Here is a 25,669-nt window from a genome sequence, read left to right on the forward strand (position 1 = left end):
GCTCCCGAAAGGGGGCGGCTTTTTCGTGTTGATGGCTTGGTGATAGCGCCGTTTACGGCTAATTTTCCAGCAAGAAGAGGCGCGTAGACAGTGAACCTAAAACAGACAGTCAAATATCTATATATCGGCCACGACCCCATTTCCGTCTGGTTTCGCTATGGCTTGATCCTGTTTGACGCGATCACCATCGTTTTCTTTGTCGCTACGGCAAATGGCGAACATGGCACGGGATTCACCGTTGCCAGCCTGATCATTGGGTTCTTCATTGTGCTGGATTTTTCGGCGCGGATGTGGATTTCGAAGGATCGTTGGAAGCTACTGCGCCAAGTCTACACGATGGCCGACATTGTTGTGATCGTCTCGCTGTTTCTTGACCTTTTTCTACCGTGGAATCTGGCGTTCCTGCGTATCTTACGAGCGCTACGCCTGATCCATTCCTATCACCTGCTAAGGGATCTGCGGCGGGACAGCGATTTTTTCCGGACGCATGAGGACGCAGTGATCGCGGCGATTAACCTGTTGGTGTTCGTGTTCGCCACGTCCACCGCGGTTCTGGTGTTCTTCATCCCGGAAAACAGCCCGCACGCCTATATCGATGCGCTTTACTTCACCATGGCAACCCTGACGACCACCGGGTTCGGAGACATCACGCTGGCGACCCCTGGGGGAAAACTGTTTTCGGTCTTCATCATGATCGTCGGCGTGGCGTTGTTCGTCCGGTTGGCGCAGGCGATTTTCATGCCGCAGAAAGTGCGTCACAAATGCTCAAACTGTGGCCTGTATCGTCACGATCCAGACGCAGTTCACTGCAAGCACTGCGGCGAAACCCTGAGGATCGAAACAGGCGGGACGACTTAGAGCGTTGCAACCAATGCCAAAAGGAACGCAAGCTCTGCCAGTTGCTGCGAGGCGCCCAGAACATCGCCCGTTTGCCCTTTGATTTTGGTCTTGGTGACGAGTGCCAGGATTCCAACGATCAGCGCGGAAAATACCGTTGCCATCAGTGTGCTTGGTCCAATCAGCAGCAGCGATAAGATGACCGCAAGGCCAAAGCCTGTCGCCGCAGTCTCGGCCTTTGGGCCGCCGACCGAATGGCTCAACCCGCTTTTTCTGGCGTTGGGTAAAGCTGCCATGAGGATGGGCATGACTGCGCGTGAGACGATGCAGGCCGCCAGAATACCTGCAAATGCGTTGTCCGACAGAAGCGCCGCGATCAGCGCGACGCGCAGCAGTTGGGTAAAGATCAGAGTTAGAACGCCGTAAGCGCCGATATGGCTGTCCTTCATGATTTCCAGGCGGCGTTCGGTGGTGAACCCGCCCCAAAATCCGTCAACCGTGTCCGCAAACCCGTCTTCATGCATCGCGCCAGTGGCGATCACCAGCACCGCCACAAGTATTACCGCGCTGGCAAATGCAGGTAGGCCGAATGCACCGGCCGTCCAACCGGCGGCACAGGCCAACGCCCCGACGACCAGTCCCACCAAGGGAAAAGCCCAGGCCGCATTGGCCTGCCGCGCAAACAGGTATTCCGGCAGGCGCGGCATCGGCAGACGCGTCAACAGGACCAGCGACAGCGGAAAATCCCACGCGGAAAACAGTTTGGTGTCGTTTTTGTTCACTCCCGCGCCTTTCGGGGTCTTGTTGGATCGGACGCTTCGGTTAAACACACAGGACCACTCTGATGCAACGAGGCTTTGGATGCTGCCGGAATTAAAAGACCTGAATACCCTTCGCGAGGCCCTGAGTAACGCTCCGGGACCGGATGGCAATGCGCTGCAAGGTGCTGCTGAGCGTAACGGACAACTGACTAAACCTCCCGGCGCATTGGGCCGGCTTGAGGATTTGGCAATTTGGTATGCGAGCTGGCGTGGGGATGCCCGGCCGCAGATCTCTGCCCCTCAGGTCATCGTATTTGCGGGCAATCATGGCGTCACAGCGCAAGGCGTGTCGGCCTTTCCGCCCGAGGTGACCGTTCAGATGGTCATGAACTTTGAACATGGCGGCGCAGCGATCAATCAGCTGGCCAAAGCGGCGGGCGCGACGATGAATGTGCACGCGCTGGATCTGGATCGACCGACCGCGGATTTCACCGCTGGTCCCGCGATGTCCGAAGAAGAATTGCTTGAGGCCCTGCGCGTGGGCTGGACCGCCGTGGACCACAATGCCGATTTGCTTGTGGTTGGAGAGATGGGTATCGGCAACACGACCCCGGCGGCTGCCATCGCATGCGCTTTGTTCGGTGGCGACGCCGCGGACTGGACTGGGCGTGGCACTGGGGTAGACGATGCCGGTTTGGCCAACAAAACGCGCGTCGTGGCCGAAGGCATCACCTTGCATGGCGGGTCGGGTGACGGGTTGGAAATCCTTCGCCGTCTGGGCGGGCGTGAAATCGCGGCCATGGCCGGGGCCATCGCCGCTGCGCGTGCCTTGCGTATCCCGGTTATTCTTGACGGCTTTATCTGCTCGGCGGCTGCGGCCTGTCTGGCAAACATGTCCGAGGGCGCATTGGATCACACGGTTGCAGGACACCAAAGTGCCGAAGGCGCGCACGCCGCGGTGTTGGCCAAGCTGGGCAAAGAGCCATTGTTGAGCCTTGGATTGCGTTTGGGCGAAGGCTCGGGCGGGGCGCTGGCGATCAACATACTTAAAAGCGCGGTCGCGTGCCATTCCGGCATGGCGACATTTGCCGAAGCGGGTGTTTCGGACGGCTGATCAAACCGCCTGATACGGCAGGGCCGGGTCAGGCTGATTTCTTTGCGTGTTTCTCGGCCAGTTCCAGCAGCTCGGTTTCCAGGTCTTTTTCAAGCTGCCTCGCCCGCTCGATGTACTTTTTGTTATCAGCGGTTGGCATTCCGGGAATCCACAGCTCTGCCAGATCACGCACAGAGGCGCGGTCGTGGTGGTAGAACGTCTGCTCGGCCTGAGCCGCCTCGTATTCGCTCAGACCTACGTTTTCCAGGACATAGCGACCTGCCCGTAGTGATCCGTCGAACATCTCGCGGACAATGTCATTCGCTCCGGCCTGATACAATTGGTAGACATGGGTACGATCACGTGCGCGGGCCACAATGTGCAAATCCGGGCGTTGACGCCGGGCAAAGCCGACCAAACGTGTGACTTGCTTGGGGTCATCCATCGCGGCGACCAGAACAGAAGCTTTTTCAAGCCCGGCGGCACGCAGCAGTTCTGGCCGCGTGGGGTCACCCAAAAACCCCTTGACGCCGAACCGTCGCATCAACTGGATTGTCTCGATATCATGGTCCAGTACGACGGTCTTGAACCCGCTCGCGCGGACCAACCGGTTCACGATCTGACCAAAACGCCCAATTCCGGCGATGATGACCGGGCCTTTTTCGTCGATCTCATCGGGCTCGGCCTCGGGGACTCCATCACCCATACGGCGCGACAGCAGATCGAAGATGATGAACAGCAGCGGAGTGATCAGCATTGTAAGGGCAATAATCATCAGCAGTTTTTGCGACAAATCCGGTGGGATGACGTTTTGCTGCGTTGAGAAAGCCAACAGCACAAAACCGAATTCGCCTGCCTGCGCCAAACCCAATGTGAACAACCAGTGATCCCTACCGCGCAGCCGGAACGCGCGACCGACCAGATACAGGATGATCCCTTTAGCCAGTATGACCAGTAGTGCCAGACCGATCAGGTCCAGTGGGTCGTTGAAGAAATAGCCAACGTCAATCCCGGCGCCGACCGTGATAAAGAACAGCCCTAGGAAAAGTCCCTTGAACGGTTCAAGGTCGCTTTCCATTTCGTGGCGGAATTCTGAGCTTGCCAGAACAACACCCGCCAGAAACGCGCCCAGAGCAGGGGAGAGTCCGACAAGCGTCATCAGGAAGGAAATGCCCACGACGATCATCAGCGCTAGCGCCGTATACATTTCGCGCAGCCTAGTGGCGTGGATGAACCTGAACAGTGGACGCGTCAGGTAGATGCCAGCCAGAATAACGAAGGCAACTGCGCCGATGGTGACCAGCGTAACGGCCCAGCCGGGCAGGCCCTCGACAAGTGACAAGCTATGATGTCCGGCCTCATGCAGCGCATCCGCGCCACGGTCGATTGAGCCGTCGCTTTCGATATGAGGCATTGCAGGCAACGCCAAAAGCGGCAGCATCGCCAAAATGGGAATGACCGCGATGTCCTGCGTCAGCAGCACTGAGAACGTCGCCCGACCTCCATTTGTCTGCATCAACCCCTTTTCCGACAACGTTTGCAGCACAATCGCTGTGGATGACAGAGATAAGGTTAACCCGACGGCTAATGCGACCGACCAAGGATGATTTGCATATATGGCAACTGCAGCGATGACTGCGGTGGACAGCAACACCTGCAGACCGCCTAGTCCCAGAAGCCTGTCGCGCATGTCCCACAAGGCGCGCGGCTCAAGCTCGAGCCCGATCAGAAACAGCATCATGACGACACCGAATTCAGCCACGTGCTGCAGGCTTTCGGTCTCGGCCCCCACAAGCCCGAAGACTGGGCCAATGACAATGCCAGCGGCCAGATAACCAAGAACTGAACCCAACCCCAGACGTGCCGACAAGGGCACTGCTATCACGGCGGCAGCCAGATAGATTGAAGCCTGGTAAAGGAAATCGTCCATGTTTGTCCTCTCGGTCCGGTCAGGTGGGCAATGGCGCGTCGCGTTTAAGTTGGTCCATCACGATCTGGCTGTGCACCCGTGCCACTGCAGGATGCGGCAGTATCACCTGGTGAAGCAAGCGGTTGAGCGCGGAAAGATCGTCGCAATAGACGTGCAGCAGGTAATCTGCCTCTCCGGTCATCGTCCAGGCGCTGGTGATTTCGGGGCGGGTGTCGACCATGCGGGCAAAACTCGCGGATTGTTCCGGGCCATGTGTGCCCAAATGCACCTGAATGAACCCTTGGACCTGCAGGCCAAGTTTTAGGGGATCCAGCCGTGCCGCATATCCGGTGATATAGCCTTCGGCCTCAAGCCGCTGACGGCGGCGCCCGGCCTGGCTTGGTGACAGGTTCAGCATTTCACCCAATTGATGCGCGGTTAGATGTGCGTCCTTTTGCAGGGCAGACAACAGCCGCGTATCGGTGGAATCCAGCATATGCGGAGTTTCTCCAAATTTACCCGTGTTCACGCGTGATTTACGCATATGTTCATAGTTTACACGAAAACTATGCGCAGAAACAGCGCTTGGTAAGGCGTATTTTGGAATCAGCAAAGAAATTCCTGTTTTTACGGAGACGCGCCATGGGTCCTTTCCCGCACAACGCCCCGAAATCTGTCATCAGCCCTGAAAATCCAGCCGGAACCGATGGGTTTGAATTTGTCGAATTCGCCCACCCTGAGCCGCAGGAACTTCGCGACCTTTTCGCCAAAATGGGGTTCGAGTTGGTCGGACACCACACGGACAAGCCTATGGTTGAACTGTGGCAGCAGGGGGACGTGACCTACATCCTGAATGCCGACCCGGAAAGCTTTGCCGCTAAGTTCGTGGCCGAACACGGCCCCTGCGCCCCTGCCATGGGATGGCGTGTCGTGGACGCGCAGAAAGCCTATGAACACGCGGTGTCAAAAGGGGCCGAGCCTTATGACGCGGCGGACAAGACCATGGATGCCCCAGCGATCAAAGGTATTGGCGGTTCGCTGATCTATTTCATCGATCAGTATTATGAAACATCGCCTTATAATCAGGAATTCACCTGGAACAAACAGTCCAAACCGCGCGGCGATGGGTTCTATTACCTCGATCACCTGACGCACAACGTCTACAAGGGCAACATGGATAAGTGGTTCAAATTCTACGAGAGCCTGTTTAACTTCCGCGAAATCCGCTTTTTTGACATTCAGGGTAAATTCACTGGCCTGTTTAGCCGCGCCCTGACGTCGCCCTGTGGTCGTATCCGTATTCCGATCAACGAAGACCGGGGCGAAACTGGGCAGATCGTATCATACCTCAAGAAGTACAAGGGTGAAGGTATTCAGCATATCGCGGTGGGTAGTGAAGATATTTACGCCTCGACCGATGCGATTGCGGAAAAGGGCCTGAAGTTTATGCCGGGTCCGAACCAGGCCTATTACGACATGTCTAAGGAACGTGTCGTGGATCATGATGAACCTCTGGACCGGATGATCAAGCACGGCATCCTGATTGACGGCGAGGGTGTGCTGGACGGTGGCGAGACCCGGATCTTGCTGCAAATCTTCTCGAAAACCGTGATCGGCCCGATCTTTTTTGAGTTCATTCAGCGCAAGGGCGATGATGGGTTTGGTGAAGGGAACTTTAAGGCCCTGTTCGAATCCATTGAACGCGAGCAGATTGAAAGCGGTGAAATTTCAGCTGCTTAACGGCGTAAGTTAAGTCACCAAGGGCGGTCAGGGATATCCCTCGGCCGCCTTTGTATTTTTAATCGTCAGCTTCGCGGCATTTTCAACGTGAGGTTTCTTCCGCGCTTTTGGTATCGCAATTCGCTGTCGCCAATGGCGATAACATTGCCGCCGTCCAGCCTGTCTCCGACTTTCAGTTTTTTGTACCGACCACTGGGCAACCGGACCAGCGCGCGCCGGTTGGCCGGGGTCCCGTAAACCCCAATCAAGTTCAGCTTGCGCAGATTGAGCGCATTGTCGATGGTCGCCTGCCGCGCCACCGAGGCGGTCGACGGGATTTTCGGCGCCACGGCCCTTGGTTGGAAAGAGCCAGCTTCGTCCGAGCTTTGATCGACCGCAGCAGTTGACCCGAGATTGGCGGTGCTTGTGTTTGTACTGTCCGGGCGGGCAAGTCCGGCTGGTCGCGTTTTGGGGCGCGGAACGCGAACGACTGCCAATGCCGTTGGCGTTTCGTCAATCTGGGGGCTGCTTTGTAGGGACTTAGGCCGCAGTTTAGGACGCAGAACCGCCAGTTCTTCGCGTGTGCGTCCGCCAAGTTGTTGGCGCTCGAAGCTTTCCAGCAAATTGGCGGGACGTGGGTTTGGCCGTTTCCGCGCTAAGCGGGCTGTAGGATCTTCCTCTATCGGCTCTTGCTCGAATCGAACCGGAACTGCCGGGGGAACCTTGGCGGGTCGGCCAAGGTAAACGACTACTCCGTCGGGGTTCAGGGTACCTTCGGCTGAAGGCGTGACGAGGCCGCGTTCGTCCAGTTCAAACTGGACTCCGGCCTGAGCGGGCAGGGCGTTTTGTTCAAACGGCAGGTCAGTTTCAAAGCTGCTGACGGGCGGAAGTGCCACCGCGTCCTGCGACAAATCAGTGCTGTCCAGGGATGCCAGATACAGGTCCTCTGGCGACTCCAGGACCGGATCGGGCAAAGGTTCGGGGGCGAAGATCTCGATGCCTGCTTGTGACGAGATTTCCGCTGGTGCAGGCTCTTGTCCCACCGGTTCGACCTGGGTCGGTGCCACGTTCAGCGCTTCGAGGATTGCAGCATCGGTCGCGCTGAGATCAGCGGCGGTTTCTTCGACAGGTTCGGTTTGCGGCTCTTCCTCTGGCGCGGTTGCGACCGCCTCGGGTTCGAATTCAAGCTCGGGATCGCCGTCAACCTCTTGTGTCTCGGCGATCTGCTCGTCAGATGCGAGGTTTGGCACAGTTTCTTCAATCGAAACCGCCTCGGCTACTGAGGATTCGGTGTCGTCAGATCCAGTCAACGACCACACGGTCAGAGCAATACCAGCAACGAGAGCGGCCGCCGCGGCTGGAACGGCGTAGCGGTTGATCGGGGATGTGGCTTTCGTCTTGCCAGCAATATTCGCGTGAGGCGCTGAACGAAACTCCGTCGGGGTCTCAGTATCAGCGATCGCGTGAATGGTAGGGCCATCATCTTCTTGGCCAGGTTCTTCACCCTCAGCGGGTTCCTCTGCTGCGGTCGCATCGGGCGCGGAAGGAAACTCCGTTTGGTCCTCGGTTTCAGCGATCATCCGATCGGCAGCAGCTTCATTTTCTTTTACGGGTTCTTCTACCTCAACCGTTTCTACTGCGCCGGTCGTGTCGGGGGCTGAAGGAAACTCTGTCGGGGTCTCGGAATCTGCAATCGTATTTGCGATAGGTCCTTCATCAGTTTTGGTAGAATCTTCAACCTCGAGCGGTGCCGCAGCAATGACCGTGTCTGGGGCATCGATCTCGAACCGAGGTTCAGACGGGTATTCCTGACCCGCGATCGGGGTTGAATACTGCACCGGAACAAACCCGTGCTCGGCGGCAAATGTCCGGGCCTCATCTAGGGTTTGCCTGGCGACAGCAGCAATATGGGTTGTCGGACCGGCGATTGCGGTATCAAAGGCGAGCTCATCCAGCGCATAGGGAGTTGCCTCGGTCAGTTCCGCTCGCACTTTTTCAGCGCTTTCCTCGGGGCTTAGGCCCTCTGTTGATACGGACAAAAACCGCACCTGATCCGCTGGTATCACCAGCCTGCAGTTCAGGTCGTTTTCAAGGGCAAAGCCCTGATCCCGCAATGCGATGATCTGCGTATTCAGGTCGGGCGCATCCAGAGCAATCTCGCCTATGCAGAACCAGTCACCATCCGAATGGTGGTGCAAGGATATTCCGGTCGAAGAAAAAGACAGCGCAAAGGCGGGTTTCATAATCCGGAAAAACCATAGTTGTCAGCATCTGTGCAAACGATCATTCGTCCGCAGAGTGACATTAAAGCAGGATCCCGCCGAGGGAAAGAAAAAGCCGGTCTTTCCCCTTGTTCGGCAGACCCCCGCCACCCCATGTTGGAAGAAAGAAAATTGGAGGGAAGACCTTGAATAAAATCGCTTTTCTAGCTGCAGTTCTGACGATGTCAGTTGCGGGCATGACCCATGCTGAAGAACGTCGCATCACCGTTGACGCGGCGGGAACCGTGCAGGCCGCGCCTGATATGGCGACTATTACTCTGGGCGTGACCAATGAAGACGCGCAGGCCTCAAACGCGATGAAGGCCACTTCGGAATCGGTGTCTCAGGTCCTGAGCCGGTTGCAGGAGCTTGGCATCGAAACGCGTGATGTGCAGACCCGCGATGTGTCTTTGTCACCGGTTTGGAACAATCGGAACAGCGCCAGCGGAGATCGACCCGAAATTTCGGGATTTGTCGCCTCGAACCGAGTGGTTATGCGTGTGCGTGACCTGACACAGCTTGGCACAATCATGGATGCAGTCATCCAGGACGGAGCCAATGATTTTGGTGGGTTGAGCTTTGGCGTGCAGGACCCAAAACCGCTGCAAGCGCAGGCGCGGGCCAACGCTGTGGCCGAAGCGACCGCCAAGGCCGAGCAGTTGGCACAGGCGGCTAACGTGACACTCGGACCAGTTCAAGAGATCAGCGAACAGGTCGGTGGCGCGCGCCCCGTCGCCATGATGCGGGAATTCAGCGCTGCGGATGCAGGTGGTGTACCGGTCGCAGGTGGCGAGGTGTCCGTTTCGGTCACCGTCACCATGGAATTCGAAATCTCTGAGTAACCTCAGACGCTTGCACGGGCCTTCAAAGGTTGCTTTTGGTGGCCCGTCTGGTCGAAATTGTCCGGCGATAGCCAATCCTCAAAGGCGCTGCGGATGCGGGGCCATTCGCTGTCGAGGATGGAATACCACGCCGTATCCCGGTTGCGACCTTTGTAATGGGTGGCCTGTCGGAAAATACCTTCAAAGGTAAAGCCCAAACGCTCGGCCGCGCGACAGGACGGCGCGTTCAGCGCGTCGCACTTCCATTCGTAACGGCGATAGCCCAACTCATCGAACACGCGCTGCATCATCAGGAACATAGTCTCGGTCGATTGCGGGCTACGCTGCAACAAGGGTGAGAAGTGGATGTGTCCCACCTCGATCGCACCCGCCGCCGGGTCAATCCGCAGGAATGAAGCCATACCCACCGGCGTATCGTTGCTGTCCAGTACCGTGTGGAACATCGGATCGGAATCCATGCAGGTCTCACGGGTCCAATCCTCAAACTCGCGCTCGCCGTCGAACGGCCCATAGGGAAGGTACGTCCAGTTGTGGCCATCCGTGTCGTTGGCAAACGCCCGGAATAACCCGGGCGCATGCCTATTCACATCAAGCGGGACAACGGAACAATATCGGCCTTCCATCGGCGTGTAAGGTGGTGTTGGGCGAGGGAAATCGCCCGTTACCGGCAATCCGATGGGTTGGCCCAGATCATTGGTGTTGTGCCCGCCCATGGATCAGGCCGACGCTTTGGACAGCGCCTGATCGAGATCGGCGATCAGGTCATCTGCGTCTTCGATACCAATGGACACCCGCACAACGCCGGGGCCAGCGCCTGCGGCCTCTTGCTGTTCCGGGGTCAGCTGCCGGTGCGTGGTCGAGGCCGAGTGAATGATTAGCGACCGTGCATCACCCAGGTTGGCCACGTGGCTGAAAATCTCAAGCGCGTTGACCAGTTTGATGCAGGCGTCATAGCCGCCTTTGACCGCGAAGGTGAACAGGGCACCTGCGCCCTTCTTGTAGTGCGCTTTGACCCTGTCACTGTAGGGCGAAGACGGCAGCCCGGCATAAGTGACGTATTCCACGCGGTCATCTGCCTCGAGCCATGCGGCGATCTTTTGAGCGTTTTCGACGTGACGCTCCATCCGCAAAGACAGGGTCTCGATCCCCATCAGCGTATAGTGTGCCGCCTGCGGGTTCATGGTCATGCCCAGATCACGCAGGCCAATGGCAATCCCGTGGAAAGTGAAGGCCAGCGGGCCGAACGTCTCATGGAATTTAAGCCCGTGATACGCCTGCTCCGGTTCGCTGAGCGAGGGGAACTTGTCATTTGCCGACCAGTCGAATTTGCCCGAATCCACGATGCAGCCGCCGGTGACAGTGCCGTTGCCGGTCAGGTATTTGGTGGTCGAGTGCACGACCAGCGTCGCGCCGTGTTCGATCGGGCGGCACAGGTAAGGCGTGGCCGAGGTGTTGTCGACGATCAGCGGAATGCCCGCGGCATCGGACACATCCGCCAGCGCGCGGATGTCAGTGACATAGCCGCCGGGGTTGGCAATGGATTCGCAGAACACCGCACGGGTGTTTTCGTCGATAGCGTCTTTGACGGCGTCCAGATCGTCGGTGTCGACAAACTTGGCGGACCAGCCAAAGCGTTTGATGGTCTGGCTGAACTGAGTGACCGTACCGCCATACAGACGGGTCGAGGCGACTACGTTGCAACCGGGGCCCATTAGCGGGAATAGCGCCATGATCTGTGCCGCGTGGCCTGATGAGCAGCACACGGCACCGACGCCGCCTTCCAGCGTGGCGACACGTTCCTGCAGAACGGCCACGGTGGGGTTGGTCAGGCGGGAATAAATGAAACCAACCTCTTGCAGGTTGAACAGGGCGGCTGCGTGATCCGCGTCGCGAAACACATAGGCTGTCGTCTGATAAATCGGTGTCTGACGCGCGCCAGTTGCGGGATCGGGCCGCGCGCCCGCGTGAATTTGAAGCGTATCAAAACCGTAGGTGGGGCCGTCAGACATCTTGGAAATCTCCTGTTGGAAAGTGCGTTGCTGAATCTCTAGGCGATTGGGCGCGCGCAGACAACATTCCTGTCAGCGCATCCAAAGACCATTCTTGCGTATCGTGTTGCGAATAACCTGCTCGCGTTTGGGAAGGTTCTCGCGGTCGAACATGTCCCTGATTTTGTGACCCTTCCGTTGCAGCACCAGCTTCTTGATCGGGTCGTACCCCTTGAGGACTTTCTTGACCCGGTTTGGCGCAACCACGGTTTCCAGCACCTCGACAGCGTGATCGCTTTCACGGGCGTAGAGTAGGGGGAACAGGCGGTAATGGCAGCTGACCGATCCGTCCAGAAGGCCCGCAGGCAGGGCATCGCGACCGCCGTCGAACGAATGGATCACTAGCGGCAGTGCAGCCTGATCCAGCCATGGGTCAAAATTCTGTCCAGCCATCTCGGAGATTTCGCCGTCGCGGATCGTGCGGGCATAGTCCAGAAAGCGCTTTCCGAAGGTGTGAGGGCAGGAATGAAAGAAAAACCCGGCATTGAAGTACAGATAGCGCCGCCAGTAATCCACAGGTTGGCTGGTATCCAGCGAGCTGTCGAAATCCAGTCCGAACCTTTGATAAAGCGCCTTCCAGATCCCATCCAGTCCAGGACCATACAAGGTTGGTTTGGGCCAGGTTCCTTCGACCCTTAGCGATGCGCCGGGGCGGTCAAAGTCGAAGGGGACGCTGATCAGATCGCCGGTGATCAGTGTGTCACTGTCGAAAAACACAAAGGGCTCACCCTCGGGCATGGCCAGCAAAGCTTCGATCTTGTTGCCATAAGGGTAGCTGGCGCCGAATATTTTGTTTTCGAACGGCAAGATCTCCGCATCCAGCTGACGGAGTGCTTTCAGCAGATCCTCGTTCTGGATGGTAGGGTCCTGCGGCCAGCGTGGACCGGGTTGTGGAACAGCCACGAACAGTCGACCGGAAAAATCAGGGCTGCTGTGCCGCAGCGAGGCGGCAAACAAAAGGGCTTCGTATTGCAGACGGTTGTTTTGCCCGATGATAACGATGTTGAATTTCGGGGCGCTGGCCTGCATCCGGTGACTTTCAGTACTTGTGGGTGCCGTGGTCCGGCGCTGCTCGGGTTTCTTGTCGGACGTACAGTATGCAGGCGCGCCCGTCAAAACCAGATGCGATGCGTGCAATTTGAAAAATGTCGACGCAATCCCATGTTAGGGACACGTCCCCGTTCAGGAGTGCCCCCATGAGGATCAACGCAGATTTCACCAAACGTGTTGCAGTTCATTTCGACCAGAATGAATGGATCGCGTCCCCCGCCGCCGGTGTCGAACGCAAGATGCTGGATCGCATCGGCGAGGAGGTTGCCCGCGCAACGACAATCGTACGTTTTGCTCCGGGCAGCGCGTTTTCGGCCCACACACATGACGGGGGCGAAGAGTATCTGGTTCTGGACGGCGTTTTTCAGGACGAAACCGGAGATTTCCCGGTCGGCAGTTATGTGAGAAACCCTCCGACCTCGTCGCATACACCTTCGGCTAAAGAGGGGGCGACGATCTTGGTGAAGCTGCATCAGTTTGACCCGGATGATCGGACAGAGGTACGCCGCTCGATCAATGGTCAGGGGAATACTCAACTGTTCAAAGACGCGCATGAAGATGTCCGCGTGTTCAATCTTGCGGCGGGCGAGGCGTTGGATCTGGACGCGTCGCACGGAATGGAGCTGTTTGTGATCGATGGCTCGCTGAGGGAATCTGACGAGGATTTCACGACCTGGGACTGGCTGAGGTTGCCTCCGGGCGCGCGATCTACCGCCGTGGCGGGTGCTTCGGGAGCGCGTGTTTGGACGAAAACAGGGCATTTGGCTCAGATGGTCTGATACGTTCGCTGCAAGAAAAACAGGCAGAAACAAAGGAAAACCGGGTCGATTGGTCCGGTTTTTTCATTTTTTGACCAATTGGCAAATTTTACCATTTGATAAAAAATTACTTTGTGGCAAGCTGAGGCCACAACAAACATATCTACAGGGAGTAGAGTGATGGCACAGGGCCAGATTGCCCCCGGCATTGTCTCCGGGCGGCTGTCCAGCGATGAGCTGACCTCGAATTTCACGGATTTGCATCCGCCACTGGCCCCTCATGAGGCCGCCGTGGCAGCGGATCGGTGCTATTTTTGTTACGACGCACCATGCGTCACAGCCTGTCCGACAGACATCGACATTCCGCTGTTCATGCGCCAGATTCAGGCTGGTCAGCCCGAAGCAGCGGGTGAGACCATTTTGGCGCAGAACATTCTGGGCGGCATGTGCGCCCGCGTTTGCCCGACTGAAACGCTGTGCGAAGAAGTCTGCGTGCGCGAAACCGCCGAAGGTTCACCGGTCGAAATCGGTCGTCTTCAGCGCTATGCAACAGACAGTGTGATGGTTGGGGGAAGTCATCCGTTCCAACGGGCCGCACCAACCGGCAAAACGGTTGCCGTAATCGGGGCAGGGCCTGCGGGTTTGGCCTGTGCGCACCGGCTGGCCATGTTTGGGCATGACGTGGTGATCCACGAAAGCCGCCCCAAACCGGGTGGGCTGAACGAATACGGGATCGCAGCGTATAAATCGACCAACGATTTTGCTCAGGCCGAAGTCGACTGGCTGCTGAAAATCGGCGGAATCTCGATTGAGACCGGTTCAGTTCTGGGCGAGGGCGTCTCGCTGAAAGGGCTAGCCGAGAACTATGATGCAGTGTTTCTGTCTATTGGTCTTGCCGGGGTGAATGCCTTGCGCGCCGACGGGGTGGAAAAAGATGGTGTTCGCTTCGCAGTGGATTTCATTTCGGACGTGCGTCAGGCCTCTGATCTGGTTGATTTGCCCGTGGGTCGCAACGTGGTCGTCATCGGCGGCGGCATGACTGCAGTGGACGCTGCGGTGAAGTCGAAACTGTTGGGTGCCGAACATGTCACCATTGCCTATCGCCGTGGACGCGACGCAATGGGGGCCAGCCGGTACGAACAGGACCTCGCAGCCTCGCACGGCGTCAAGATCATGACCAATGTGCAACCTGTGGCCATCCATGGAAACGGGGCCGCGGTCGAGATCGAGTTGGAGTATACTGCCAGCCACGATGGGCAACTGACCGGCACCGGGGAAATGATCCGCTTGCCTGCAGATCAGGTACTCAAGGCCATTGGCCAAAAGCTGGACGGCGCGCCGGAAGGTCTGGAACTGGACGGCAATAAGATCGCTGTGAACGGGGCTGGACGGACCTCAATGGCGGGTGTCTGGGCTGGGGGCGACTGTGCGGCGGGAGGCGAAGACCTGACCGTGACCGCAGTGGCCGAGGGCCGTGATGCCGCGATGGACATCCACGCAACTCTGGTTTCGTGATAGGGTGGGGTATTCACCCCATTCCTTTCGCTGCTGAGGTATTCCCATGTCCCAGATCGAACAAGCCGTTGCCCAACACTATACCACCGGAGCCTTGACTGACCGCGTTCGCGCGGCGCTTGAGGCCAGTGGGGTTGACCCGGACGCGGCCACTGTGGCCGATCTGAAGGCGGGGGATGAGTTCCACACCGGCGGTGTTCTGGCCACAGACAGCCTGTTTGCGCAATTGTCACCGACCCACGCGACCCGTGTGCTGGATGTTGGCTGCGGCATCGGTGGGACGTCGCGGTACATCGTGGATCGCTATGACTCGACCGTGACCGGGGTCGACCTGACGCCAGAATTCGTTGAAACAGCTACCGCCCTCAGCGATCTGGTCGGGCATTCCGACAAGGCCAGTTTTCACGTCGGAAGTGCTTTGGACATGCCGGTGCCTGATGCAGGGTTTGACCTTGCCGTCATGTTGCATGTGGGCATGAACATCGAAGATAAGGCCGGGCTGTTCGTAGAAGTTTCGCGCGCGCTGGCCACGGGCGGGACATTTGCCCTGTTCGATGTGATGGGCGGGGATGTGGACGAACCGCTGTCCTTCCCGCTGCCATGGTCAACGGTGTCCGAAACCTCGTTTGTACATGCGCCGCAGGTCTACAAGGACGCCGCGGGTGCCGCCGGTCTGGAACTGGCCGCCGAGACCGACCGCACAGAGTTCGCACTGAAGTTTTTCGAGGAAGTCTTCGCGCGCATCGCTGAAAGCGGACCAGCCCCCTTGGGCATCCACCTGATGATGGGCGAGACGGCGCCCGAAAAGTTTCAAAACTACGTCGCGAACCTCAAGGCCGGGCGTATTCGCCCGACCGAAATGATATTCAAGAAAACCGGCTGAGCCGGGAAGGGAGAAGCCATGGCCGATCTGACAACAAACTTTCTGGGCATTTCCAGCCCCAATCCTTACTGGCTGGCCTCGGCGCCGCCGACGGACAAGGAATACAACGTGCGCCGCGCTTTCGAGGCCGGATGGGGTGGAGTCGTCTGGAAAACGCTCGGGTCCGAAGGGCCGCCGGTTGTTAACGTAAACGGGCCGCGCTACGGCGCGATCTATGGCGCGGACCGTCGCTTGTTGGGTCTGAACAACATCGAACTGATCACGGACCGACCGCTTGAGGTGAACCTCGAGGAAATGGCGCGGGTCAAGGCCGACTACCCGGATCGCGCGCTGATCGCGTCGATCATGGTGCCCTGCGAGGAAGAGGCCTGGAAAGCCATCCTGCCGCGTGTCGAAGAAACCGGCGCGGATGGGATCGAACTGAACTTTGGCTGCCCGCACGGGATGAGCGAACGCGGAATGGGCGCAGCGGTAGGACAGGTGCCGGAATATATCGAGATGGTCACCCGCTGGTGTAAGAAATACTATGACCGACCCGTGATCGTGAAGCTGACGCCAAACATCACCGATGTTCGGAAGCCTGCTGAGGCGGCAAAAAACGGCGGCGCGGATGCAGTGTCACTGATCAACACGATCAATTCAATCACCAGCGTCGATCTGGACACGTTCAGCCCGGAACCGTCGATTGATGGAAAAGGCAGCCACGGCGGGTATTGTGGCCCGGCGGTGAAGCCAATTGCCCTGTCGATGGTGTCCGAGATCGCGCGCGCCGAAGCCACCCATGGCCTGCCGATTTCCGGCATCGGGGGCGTGACCACATGGCGCGATGCGGCAGAGTTCATTTCGCTGGGCTGTGGTAACGTTCAGGTGTGCACAGCTGCTATGACCTACGGCTTTAAGATCATCGACGAACTGACCGCAGGTCTGTCCAAGTGGATGGATGAAAAAGGGTACACAAACGTGTCCGAGATTGTCGGTCGTGCGGTTCCAAACGTGACCGATTGGCAATACTTGAACCTGAACTACGTGGCCAAGGCCAAGATCGATCAGGACGAGTGCATCAAATGCGGTCGATGCTATGCCGCGTGCGAAGACACCAGCCATCAGGCGATTTCCATGTCCGATGACCGGGTGTTCGAGGTCATGGATGACGAATGCGTCGCCTGTAACCTGTGCGTGGATGTTTGCCCGGTCGACGGCTGCATCTCAATGGTGCCAATGACCGCCGGAGAGGTCGATCCGCGGACCGGTTTGGAAGTTCAGCGCGATTATGCCAACTGGACGACGCATCCAAACAATCCAATGGCCAAAGCTGCCGAGTAAATCGGTTACTGACAACATAAAGGGGTCCGAAAGCGCGGGCCTCTTACCAGATGCAGACCGGCCCATACGGGGCATTCAAAGCCGCGTGACGGCAACTGTTATGCTAGATCAAGTAGGTCGACAGGCTTGGGACATAGCTTAGCAGGATCAAGACGGCGGCCACCGCAATCAGAAATGGCCAAAGTGATTTCAGAATTGCTCCGGGGGTCGTGCCGCTCATGGATGAGGCGATATAGAGGCCAATTCCGACGGGTGGCGTAAGCAGGCCAAGAACAAGGTTCAGGCATACGACAACTCCGAACTGGTAGGGGCTGATGTCGTAGGATCCAGTGGCAATCGGTAACAAAATGGGAGTGATCAGGATGATGGCGGCAATACCATCGATCACCATCCCCACCAAAAGAAGCGCGGCATTTACGATCAGCAGAAACATGAACGGATTGGATGTGATCGACGTGATAAGCCCCGCCAGCTGCTGCGGTATTTCTTCGTAGATGATGACCCAACCAAAAACGCTGGCCGCCGCGATCATGAACAGGATCATCGATGCATTTGCGGCTGTTCGCTTGAACATCTCGCCCAGATGTTGCGGCTTTAGCTCTCCGTAAATGAGCCATCCGACCAGAAATGCGATCAGCGAAGCGATGGCTGCGGATTCCGTTGGCGTGGCGATGCCGAACAGAATACCGCCGATGATCGAAACCGGGATCAGCATGGCAGGAAGGGCGGCGATCAGGGCTTGCATGGCATCGCGGCGGGACATCCAGACGCCCTTTGGGAATTGCTGAAACCAACCGACAAGCGTGATCACCAAAGCAAAGGCCCCTGCCAGCAGCAGGCCGGGTATGATCCCGGCGATGAACATGTCGCCTATGGGAATCTGCGCCAAAACGCCAAAGATAACGAACATCATTGACGGCGGGATGACCGGTGCCAACAGGCCCCCGGCTGCTGTCGTGGCAGCGGCGAAGCCCTTGCTATAACCCTCTTCCTCCATCGCGGGGACCATGGCGCGGGACATCACAGCGATCTGTGCGGTCGCCGAGCCGATGATGGCGGCCATGAACATGTTCGCCAGCAGGTTGATATAGGCGAGCCCGCCCCGGAATCCGCCCACGAATACACGCGCCAAAGCGACCAGGCGGCGTGTCATGCCACCTTCATTCATCAGCTCTCCGGTCAGCATGAACAGCGGGATTGCCAGCAGGCCGTAATTTTCCAACCCGCCAAACATTTTCTGCGCGAAACTGTCGTACAGAACCGTGTTCCCGCTTTCCCAGATGTACCAGATTGCGGTGATCGCCAACACGATGGCAACGGGCACCGACAACAGCAGGGTGGCTAGAAAGACAATCGGGCTCATACCGGTGACCCTTGTCCGGGACGCGTCAGAAGATGCATCGTTGAATGTAGCGTTGCCCCCAAGGCAAACAGCCACATCACGAGCCAAAACAAAAACTTCGGAAGCCCGAGGGTTGAGGTCGGTTCGGCATAGATGAAGTTGAAAGTACTGCCTTGAAAAGCAATGGCATCGAACCCTGTACGTGCGATTTCCAGTGGCAGAAACCAACGCCAGCAGAACCACAGCATCGCGATTGCAAAAGCGAAGACAACGATGTCGACCGCCTTTTGAATGATTGCCCGGATATGAGGCGGAACCAGATCGACAAGGATCGTGATTGAGACTGAGTTTCGGTGGTGCAACGCGGCTGACGCGCCAAGGAATGTCATCCAAACCATGGCATAGATCGCCAGTTCATCCACCCAGAACAGGGCGTTGCCAGCGGTTCTGGTCACGACATTCAACAAAATCAACAAGGTGACGCAAACGGCCAGTGCTGCGGCACACCATAACTCAACCCACGCCCACGCTGCAGACAGCCGGTATAACATCGCCGATCCCCTATGAAAAAGGGCGCAGGATTGACCTGCGCCCTTTCCTTGAAACGTTCAACTTTATTTGGTTTCTGCCGCAGTCTCGCGCAGCGCGTCAAGGGACGAGGTCTTTTCAGACCAGATGCCGTTCCATTCCTCAATCGCATCGCCAAAGAATGAGGCATCAACTTTTTTGTAGGCCTTGCCGGTGCCTTCTATTTGTTCCAGCCACTTCGCTTCGTTGGCAACATAGGCGTCGATGGTGCTGTCGACGTGTTTTGCCATCAATTCACCGATCATTGCGCGGTCTTCCTCGGACAACCCGGCCCAGACCTTGGCCGAGACCAGCCCGACCATCGGGAACATCATGTGATCGGACTGAACAATAGTGTCGGCGTGATCATAGTATTTCAGCACCCAGATCAGTTCTGCATCCATATCAATGGCGTCGACCTGCCCATTGGCCAGCGCGTCATAGACAGCAGGCAGCGGCATGGGTGTTGGTGCAGCTCCGACCGCGTTGTAGAAATCCAAAATCGGCGTGAACGGAGTGATCCGCAATTTCAGACCGGACAGGTCGTCGGCTGAAGACACATCACCCCGGCTGACGATCTGGCGCAGTCCGGCCATGCCGTAACCAACGCCGACTACGCCCACTTGGCCTGGCAGAGGTTCCAGCATCGATTTGGCAGTGTCCGAGCGCAGGATGCGCCCCGCATGGCCGATATCATCCGCGAGATACGGCGCATAAAACGCACCCAGCTCAGGTGCGCGGTTCGACACTTCGGCCACGGTCATGAATGCCATGTCCAGCGCGCCAGTCTGCAATTGTTGCAGCATCTCTGCCTCGTTGCCCAACTGACGGGCAGGGAAAACAGATACGGTATGGGCACCACCGCTGGCTTCGTTCAGCTCGGCCCCAAAGGACTCGGCCGCCTTGGTCCAGATATGCGGAGGCGGCGTGATCAGGCCCAGACGGAATTCATCTGCATGGGCAGCTAGCGATGTCACAGCAAGCGCTGCAGCCGAAGCGGCGATCTTAGCAAAATGTTTCATGTTCTTCCCTGTTGTTTGTTCATCTCAGAGTGTGACCCAGCCCTCTGGCGGCTCTTTTCCCGGATGCACGGTCTGGCAGTTCGGGCATGTTCGGTCTTCTTCTGATGAATAGAATTTTTCGTAGACCGGCGGCAAGTCCTTGACGATAGACTGCAATTGCATCTCGGCCCGATGAACGCGGGTGCCGCATTCAAAGCAATACCATTCGATCGCGTCCAGCTCGCCTGTTTGCCGTTTGGGTTCGATCACCAATCCGATTGAGCCTTCCTGCGGTCTTTGTGGTGAATGGCGCACATGCGGCGGCAGCAAGAAGATCTCACCTTCGCGGATCGGAACGTCATAGAATTCCTCTCCGTCATACAGCTTCAGCACCATGTCGCCTTCTAGCTGATAGAAGAACTCTTCAACTGGATCGTCGTGATAGTCGGTTCGCTTGTTCGGCCCGCCGACGACGGTGACCATCAGGTCGGCATCCTCCCACACCTGTTGATTGCCGACCGGCGGCTTCAGCAGGTGACGGTGTTCGTCGATCCATTTCTGAAAGTTGAATGCACTTAACTTCGACATGTCCCACTCCCTGTTAGTAGAAGTTTGGCCGGTTTTTTCATAACCGCAAAGAAATTATCCGCATCTAGATATCCGATTTGCTTATATCGATGTGGCTATGGCTTCAGGCCGCATTCCGCGAACCCTTTGCGGATGATCTCTTTTTCCGCCTCGGTCAGTTCCAGCATTGGGGCCCGCACCTGCCCTCCGACCTGTCCCAGCAGCTCTTGCCAGTATTTTCCAAAAGCGGTGGGTTTGCCTGCAGGTTTGGTTCGCTTCATCGCGTCCCGCACCGGGTTCAGGCTGTCAAACACCTCGCGCGCCTCATCTGCTTTGCCGGCAAAAGCCAGCCGCGTGTATTCGTTCATGCGCTGATCATTCTTGGTCTGTAACTGGTAAGGCGGCGACGAACACAGATACAGTTTCCAATCCAGTTCCAGAATATTGTCCAGCCATTCATGTTCAGCCGATGTCGAGACATGAATTTTGTCGCCCACCATATGCGTCAGTTTCACATACATCTCACGCGGGACGGAGTACTTGATGGCCACGATGTTAGGCAAATCAGCAATCCGTGCGCATTCTTCGGGCTGCATCAGGTATCCGCTGTCCGGGTGGCTCCACATCGCGATCCCGATGTCCAGCTCATCGCAGAACCGCTTGTAGTACTGGTACAAAACCTCTGCACGATCCTGGACAAAGCTTAAAACAGGGGCATGCAAGACGATGTAATCGGCCCCACAATTCTGCGCATGGCGGGCCAGTTCCAGCGCCGTGTCCATGTTCTGATCCGAGACCGAGACAATCACACCGGCTTTGCCCGCGCATTCGTCAACCGCAATCTCAAAGTTGCGCTTGCGCTCATCAAGGCTCATCGAAAAGAACTCGCCCTGCTTGCCTGCCACGAACAGTCCCTGGATATCCAGATCGTCAATCCAGTGGCGAATGTTTGACCGCAGCCCGGCCTCATCCAGTGACAAATCATCGTTGAAGGGGTTCAGGGCTGCGGCCCAGATGCCGGTCATGTTCTCGCGCGCATAGGCTTTGGCGTCGCGCTTGGAGTAGTTCATTTTAACGGGCCTTCCGATTAACGCGCAATTCTGGCGTCGCCATCAAAGCCTGATCACCCCACTTGATCCAATGCGAAAGCCGGGAATTGGGTATCTGAATTTAGAATACCCAAAGAATACCAATTTAGAATTCTTTGGCGCTGGTTTAGGTTTGCCACATGAAAATAGGATTGATCGGTAAAGGCGCGATTGCGCAGCATGTCATGGGCGCGGTTCAGGCGCGAGGCCATATGGTACATGCGGTTCTGGTGCGACCAGGCAGCATTTCACAAAACCTGAACCTGTTTGTGGGTTCGGTGCCAGAGCTCATCGCAGAGGCGGACCTAGTGATCGAATGCGCTGGCCATCAGGCACTGGCGGCCAATGGCCCTCAGGTTCTGGGGCAGGGTACGGACATGATCACGGTGTCCGTCGGTGCATTGGCGGATCAAACGATTGCAGACGAGATGGAAAGCGCGGCCAGCGTGGGGCAGGCGAAACTGCACCTGGCCAGCGGCGCAATCGGTGCCCTTGATTGCCTGAGCGCTGCGGCGACCGGCAAATTAGACAAGGTTATCTATGTCGGGCGCAAGCCGCCGCTAGGTTGGAAAGGCTCTGCCGCAGCGGACAGGCTGGATCTTGAGGGGCTGACACAGGTTGAAACGCACTTCACTGGGACCGCCCGAGAGGCGGCGTTGGCCTATCCCAAAAACGCAAACGTTGCGGCAGCCGTAGCCTTGGCTGGGATTGGATTTGATGAGACGCAGGTTAAACTCATCGCTGATCCGTCGATTGCGCAAAACATTCATGAAGTCGAGGCCGAAGGGGAATTCGGGCAGTTCCATTTCCGGATAAGCGGCAATTCCCTGCCGGACAATCCACGCAGCTCGGCCTTGGCCGCGATGAGTGTGGTGGCCAAGCTCGAGCAGCTTTCAAAGCCAATTGTGATATGACCATGGTGGAACGTCATTCACGTATCGTCGACCGCGCCCTGACCCGGCTGAAGCTACGCCAACTGCGTTTGCTGGTAGCGGTGGGAGCCCACGGTAACATCCAGAACGCCGCACGCGAGCTGGGCATCTCGCAACCGGCCGCAACCAAGATGATTCAGGATCTGGAACTGGATTTTGAGGTCAAGCTGTTTAGCCGGACCAATCGGGGTGTGATTCCGACCGTGTTCGGAGAAACTTTGATACGTCACGGCAAACTAATCTTTGCCCAGGTCTCGAACGCTGCGCAGGAACTGGATGACCTGAACGAAGGCAATGCAGGCCGCGTGGTGGTGGGCACTTTGTTGGCGGCCTCAACCAGCCTGCTGCCGGCGGCCATTGAAATCCTTTTGGCTGACCGCCCGAATGTGGCGATCAAGATCAACGAGGGCACGAACGAAGTCCTGATGCCGAGGTTGCTTTCGGGCGAAATCGACATGGTAGTCGGGCGGCTTCCCTCTCATAGGCACCGTGACAAGATCAGGCAGGAAAAGCTGTTTGAAGACCGTATTCTGGCGATTGTCGGCAATCAGCATCCTCTTGCGGGGCGCCCGGATGTTTCCTTCGCTCAGACCAAACCCTTTGGCTGGATCGTCCCGCCGCTGGAAACCACATTGCGGCGTCAGCTGGATCATTTCTTTGTTGGCCAGCAGCAATACGTTCCGCCCGTAACGATCGAATCCGTGTCCTACCTGACCAATCGTGCTTTGCTGCAGTCGCGCGATCTGATCGGGCTTATGCCGGCCGAGGTCGTGTCGCAGGACATCGCCTACGGCTACCTGTTGCCATTGGATTGGGATGTCCCATTTGGGCAGGGGCCGATTGGTGTCTCATTCCGGGCGGATGATGATCTTTCCCCCGCTGGCCGGGCCTTTAAATCGGCGCTGCATCAGGCGGTGAAACAGAAATGAGGTCAGGTATTCGTCAAATTGATATCAGTATCCACCCAATTTACTTGAAGTAATGCCAGCCATTGCGTGATTTGAAATAGTCAAAGTCGGAGGCACCGGTTTCATGTATCCTGAGCTTAAGCTGTTCATCGCGGGCAAGTGGCGCACAGCCAACCGGGACATACCGGTCGTGAATCCCGCGACAGAGGGCGAAATCGGGCGGCTTCCCTGCGCGTCGAAGCAGGATCTGGATGACGCTCTGGAGGCCGCAGTCCGAGGGTTTCGCGTATGGAGTCGCACCTCACCGCGCGAACGTTCCGACACAATCTTGCGCGCTGCCGCGCTGATGCGGGAACGTCAGGAACAGATTGCCCATGCCATCACCATGGAACACGGCAAGCCGCTGAATCAGGCCAGGCTTGAGGTTATCCGAGGGGCAGAGTTCTTTGAATGGGACGCGGGCGAGGCGATGCGGACCTATGGGCGGGTCATCCCTGCGGCTCCGGGTCACAAGTTTTCCGTTCATCACCAGCCAATCGGTGTCGTCGCAGCCTTTTCACCCTGGAATTTCCCGATGAGCCAACCAGCGCGCAAAATCGCTGGCGCGTTGGCTTCGGGCTGCTCGATCATCCTGAAGGCGGCAGAAGAAACACCCGCGGGAGCAATGCACATTGCAAAAGCCTTTGAAGATGCGGGTCTTCCTGCTGGCGTCCTGAACCTGGTGTTCGGAGAGCCGGCAGAAATCTCAGGCCACCTCATCCCGCAGGATCCGGTCAGGCTCGTGGCTTTCACCGGCTCAACCGCTGTGGGGCGGCATCTGACTACCTTGGCCTCAGAACATATGACTTCGGTGCTGATGGAACTTGGTGGCCACGCGCCAGTAATTGTCTGCGAAGACACAGATGTGAAAGCGGCCGGGATCTCAAGCGCAGTTCGAAAAATGCGCAATGCCGGGCAGGTGTGCACATCGCCTACAAGGTTTTTTGCGCATGAGAACATCTTTGACGATTACGCCACAACTTTCGTTGAACGCGCTGCGGCAACTATTGTCGGAAACGGAATGGACCAAAATGTGGAAATGGGGCCTTTGGCAAATGACCGGCGGGCGCCTGCACTGACCGAATTGGTGAAAGACGCCCGTGAAAAGGGTGCGACGGTTGCCACGGGTGGGGCTAAACATGGCGACAAAGGGTATTTTTTTCAGCCCACCGTCCTGCTGAACGTGCCCGACAACGCCCGGATCATGCAGGAGGAACCTTTTGGTCCGGTGGCTGTGATCAATCCAGTGTCCTCACTGGATGACGCAATCGGCAAGGCAAACTCGGTGCCCTATGGGCTGGCCGGTTATGCATTTACAAATCGCGCAGACTATATTGATCGATTGATTGACGAGGTCGAGGTCGGCAACCTGTCTATCAACACGCTTGAGGCATCCATGCCTGAAACACCCTTTGGCGGCGTGAAATCCAGCGGATATGGTCGCGAAGGCGGCACCGAGGGGCTGGACAACTACATGATCGTAAAAAACGTATGGCATTCCGCCGACATCACCTGAGCAAAGGCGCGTCAGATAAAGTCGCGCCGATTACGGCGTCAGAAGTTTCCGGTAGAGCGTGTCGATAAACGGCTCGGCCCCTTCAAATGGGTCTTCGTCGCCCAGAATTGCGCGGACCTGAACGTCGAAGTCGGCGTAGTGCTGTGTCAGCGCCCAGATTGAAAAGATCAGGTGATGGGGGTGCAGGCGCGCGATTTTGCCCTGATCCATCCACTGCGTCAGTATTGCCGTTTTCTCATCCACCAGAGATTTGAGGTCATGCGACAGAGATTCGTGAATACGCGGAGCGCCCTGAACCAGCTCGTTCGCAAACAAGCGGCTTTCGCGCGGTAGGTCTCGGCTCATTTCCAGCTTGCGGCGGATATAGGCCAGGATTTCTTCCATCGGATCACCATCCGCGTCCAGATCATGCAGTGGGGCCAGCCAGATCTCTAGCAGGCCCGACAGCAGGGCTGTGTGGATCGCCTCTTTCGACGGGAAATAATACAACAGGTTCGGTTTGCTCAGCCCGGCCTCGGTGGCGATTTGATCGACCGTCGCCCCACGAAAACCATGCGCCGAAAACACGTTCAGTGCGGCTTCGAGAATCGCGGCGCGGTTCTTTTTCTGAATTCGGGTCGGGGCGCGGTCTTTGGGCATGTTTCCTGACTGTCTCTTTTTCCGCCAAGCGGGCACCAAATATGCCGAATTTTCCGGCGGCACCATGCAAT

The 25,669-nt window shown here is 57.4% G+C and carries 24 protein-coding genes; 11 read left to right on the forward strand and 13 right to left on the reverse strand.

Translation table 11 applies throughout. From position 1 onward, the window contains the following. The first annotated feature begins 90 nt into the window (after positions 1–90). A complete protein-coding gene (locus RUA4292_RS11275) occupies positions 91–858 on the forward strand; it encodes a potassium channel family protein (protein ID WP_058277667.1) in 768 nt (255 codons plus the stop codon). Here RUA4292_RS11275 and cobS read toward each other — a convergent pair. Then, positions 855–1,619: an adenosylcobinamide-GDP ribazoletransferase gene (gene cobS, locus RUA4292_RS11280; protein ID WP_058277668.1), complete on the reverse strand. Its 765-nt coding sequence runs from the start codon at positions 1,617–1,619 to the stop codon at positions 855–857. The two genes, RUA4292_RS11275 and cobS, sit on opposite strands and share 4 nt — an antisense overlap. Before the next feature lie 79 nt (positions 1,620–1,698). Here cobS and cobT point away from each other — a divergent pair, with 79 nt between their 5' ends. Beyond that, positions 1,699–2,712: a nicotinate-nucleotide--dimethylbenzimidazole phosphoribosyltransferase gene (gene cobT, locus RUA4292_RS11285; RefSeq protein ID WP_058277669.1), complete on the forward strand. Its 1,014-nt coding sequence runs from the start codon at positions 1,699–1,701 to the stop codon at positions 2,710–2,712. A gap of 28 nt (positions 2,713–2,740) precedes the next feature. On the opposite strand, the gene RUA4292_RS11290 is transcribed toward cobT, so the two are convergent. Together RUA4292_RS11290 and RUA4292_RS11295 are read right to left on the reverse strand one after the other, a co-directional pair. Then, positions 2,741–4,621, reverse strand: coding sequence for a monovalent cation:proton antiporter-2 (CPA2) family protein (locus tag RUA4292_RS11290; RefSeq protein ID WP_058277670.1), 1,881 nt, complete (start codon positions 4,619–4,621; stop codon positions 2,741–2,743). Between the two features lie 19 nt (positions 4,622–4,640). Then, on the reverse strand, positions 4,641–5,096 hold the full coding sequence (locus tag RUA4292_RS11295) for an Lrp/AsnC family transcriptional regulator (protein WP_058273865.1): 456 nt from the start codon (positions 5,094–5,096) through the stop codon (positions 4,641–4,643). 146 nt (positions 5,097–5,242) lie between these two features. On the opposite strand from RUA4292_RS11295, the gene hppD reads away from it, so the two are divergent. Continuing rightward, positions 5,243–6,340, forward strand: coding sequence for a 4-hydroxyphenylpyruvate dioxygenase (gene hppD / locus RUA4292_RS11300; RefSeq protein WP_058277671.1), 1,098 nt, complete (start codon positions 5,243–5,245; stop codon positions 6,338–6,340). A gap of 65 nt (positions 6,341–6,405) precedes the next feature. On the opposite strand, the gene RUA4292_RS11305 is transcribed toward hppD, so the two are convergent. Beyond that, positions 6,406–8,562 (reverse strand): ribonuclease E domain-containing protein, encoded by a 2,157-nt coding sequence (locus tag RUA4292_RS11305; protein ID WP_058277672.1) that lies wholly within the window; start codon positions 8,560–8,562, stop codon positions 6,406–6,408. A gap of 164 nt (positions 8,563–8,726) precedes the next feature. Here RUA4292_RS11305 and RUA4292_RS11310 point away from each other — a divergent pair, with 164 nt between their 5' ends. After that, a complete protein-coding gene (locus RUA4292_RS11310) occupies positions 8,727–9,422 on the forward strand; it encodes an SIMPL domain-containing protein (protein ID WP_233493424.1) in 696 nt (231 codons plus the stop codon). Positions 9,423–9,424: 2 nt separating this feature from the next. On the opposite strand, the gene RUA4292_RS11315 is transcribed toward RUA4292_RS11310, so the two are convergent. The 3 genes from RUA4292_RS11315 to RUA4292_RS11325 form a co-directional block, all read right to left on the reverse strand. Continuing rightward, the gene (locus RUA4292_RS11315) at positions 9,425–10,135 is read right to left on the reverse strand and encodes a GNAT family N-acetyltransferase (RefSeq protein ID WP_058277674.1); all 711 of its coding nucleotides are present in this window, start codon (positions 10,133–10,135) and stop codon (positions 9,425–9,427) included. A 3-nt stretch (positions 10,136–10,138) separates the two neighbouring features. Next, positions 10,139–11,431, reverse strand: a complete 1,293-nt coding sequence (locus RUA4292_RS11320) for an O-acetylhomoserine aminocarboxypropyltransferase/cysteine synthase family protein (RefSeq protein WP_058277675.1) — start codon at positions 11,429–11,431, stop codon at positions 10,139–10,141. A gap of 72 nt (positions 11,432–11,503) precedes the next feature. Beyond that, positions 11,504–12,499 carry a GT-B fold glycosyltransferase domain-containing protein gene (locus RUA4292_RS11325; protein WP_058278163.1) on the reverse strand — a complete coding sequence of 332 codons (996 nt, stop codon included), beginning with the start codon at positions 12,497–12,499 and terminating at the stop codon, positions 11,504–11,506. Positions 12,500–12,666: 167 nt separating this feature from the next. On the opposite strand from RUA4292_RS11325, the gene RUA4292_RS11330 reads away from it, so the two are divergent. The 4 genes from RUA4292_RS11330 to preA all read left to right on the forward strand — a co-directional run bounded on the left by RUA4292_RS11330 (position 12,667) and on the right by preA (position 16,999). Beyond that, positions 12,667–13,299 carry a cupin domain-containing protein gene (locus RUA4292_RS11330; RefSeq protein WP_058277676.1) on the forward strand — a complete coding sequence of 211 codons (633 nt, stop codon included), beginning with the start codon at positions 12,667–12,669 and terminating at the stop codon, positions 13,297–13,299. Between the two features lie 159 nt (positions 13,300–13,458). Next, positions 13,459–14,793: an NAD(P)-dependent oxidoreductase gene (locus RUA4292_RS11335; protein ID WP_058277677.1), complete on the forward strand. Its 1,335-nt coding sequence runs from the start codon at positions 13,459–13,461 to the stop codon at positions 14,791–14,793. A 46-nt stretch (positions 14,794–14,839) separates the two neighbouring features. After that, on the forward strand, positions 14,840–15,676 hold the full coding sequence (locus RUA4292_RS11340) for a methyltransferase domain-containing protein (protein WP_058277678.1): 837 nt from the start codon (positions 14,840–14,842) through the stop codon (positions 15,674–15,676). Positions 15,677–15,694: 18 nt separating this feature from the next. Further along, the gene (preA, locus tag RUA4292_RS11345) at positions 15,695–16,999 is read left to right on the forward strand and encodes an NAD-dependent dihydropyrimidine dehydrogenase subunit PreA (RefSeq protein ID WP_058277679.1); all 1,305 of its coding nucleotides are present in this window, start codon (positions 15,695–15,697) and stop codon (positions 16,997–16,999) included. Positions 17,000–17,102: 103 nt separating this feature from the next. Here preA and RUA4292_RS11350 read toward each other — a convergent pair whose 3' ends face one another. The 5 genes from RUA4292_RS11350 to RUA4292_RS11370 all read right to left on the reverse strand — a co-directional run bounded on the left by RUA4292_RS11350 (position 17,103) and on the right by RUA4292_RS11370 (position 21,546). Next, positions 17,103–18,362, reverse strand: coding sequence for a TRAP transporter large permease (locus RUA4292_RS11350; RefSeq protein WP_058277680.1), 1,260 nt, complete (start codon positions 18,360–18,362; stop codon positions 17,103–17,105). After that, complete coding sequence (locus RUA4292_RS11355; RefSeq protein ID WP_233493425.1) at positions 18,359–18,796, reverse strand: TRAP transporter small permease; 438 nt, start codon at positions 18,794–18,796, stop codon at positions 18,359–18,361. The genes RUA4292_RS11350 and RUA4292_RS11355 overlap by 4 nt, the downstream gene beginning before the upstream one ends. Before the next feature lie 159 nt (positions 18,797–18,955). Next, entirely contained in the window at positions 18,956–19,930 is a 975-nt protein-coding gene (locus tag RUA4292_RS11360; protein ID WP_058277682.1) for a TRAP transporter substrate-binding protein, read from the reverse strand. A gap of 24 nt (positions 19,931–19,954) precedes the next feature. Next, entirely contained in the window at positions 19,955–20,497 is a 543-nt protein-coding gene (locus tag RUA4292_RS11365) for a 3-hydroxyanthranilate 3,4-dioxygenase (RefSeq protein ID WP_058273852.1), read from the reverse strand. A gap of 95 nt (positions 20,498–20,592) precedes the next feature. After that, positions 20,593–21,546: a dihydrodipicolinate synthase family protein gene (locus RUA4292_RS11370; protein ID WP_058277683.1), complete on the reverse strand. Its 954-nt coding sequence runs from the start codon at positions 21,544–21,546 to the stop codon at positions 20,593–20,595. Positions 21,547–21,704: 158 nt separating this feature from the next. Between RUA4292_RS11370 and RUA4292_RS11375 the strand changes: the two genes are divergently transcribed. From RUA4292_RS11375 to RUA4292_RS11385, 3 genes are all read left to right on the forward strand, one after another. Beyond that, on the forward strand, positions 21,705–22,478 hold the full coding sequence (locus RUA4292_RS11375; RefSeq protein ID WP_058277684.1) for an aspartate dehydrogenase: 774 nt from the start codon (positions 21,705–21,707) through the stop codon (positions 22,476–22,478). 2 nt (positions 22,479–22,480) lie between these two features. Beyond that, the gene (locus RUA4292_RS11380; protein WP_058278164.1) at positions 22,481–23,425 is read left to right on the forward strand and encodes a LysR substrate-binding domain-containing protein; all 945 of its coding nucleotides are present in this window, start codon (positions 22,481–22,483) and stop codon (positions 23,423–23,425) included. A 103-nt stretch (positions 23,426–23,528) separates the two neighbouring features. Further along, positions 23,529–24,959, forward strand: a complete 1,431-nt coding sequence (locus RUA4292_RS11385) for an NAD-dependent succinate-semialdehyde dehydrogenase (protein WP_058277685.1) — start codon at positions 23,529–23,531, stop codon at positions 24,957–24,959. Between the two features lie 30 nt (positions 24,960–24,989). Here RUA4292_RS11385 and RUA4292_RS11390 read toward each other — a convergent pair whose 3' ends face one another. Then, positions 24,990–25,598: a TetR family transcriptional regulator C-terminal domain-containing protein gene (locus tag RUA4292_RS11390; RefSeq protein ID WP_058277686.1), complete on the reverse strand. Its 609-nt coding sequence runs from the start codon at positions 25,596–25,598 to the stop codon at positions 24,990–24,992. Positions 25,599–25,669: the final 71 nt, after the last annotated feature.

It is taken from the genome of Ruegeria atlantica (genome assembly GCF_001458195.1).
Lineage (GTDB): Bacteria > Pseudomonadota > Alphaproteobacteria > Rhodobacterales > Rhodobacteraceae > Ruegeria > Ruegeria atlantica.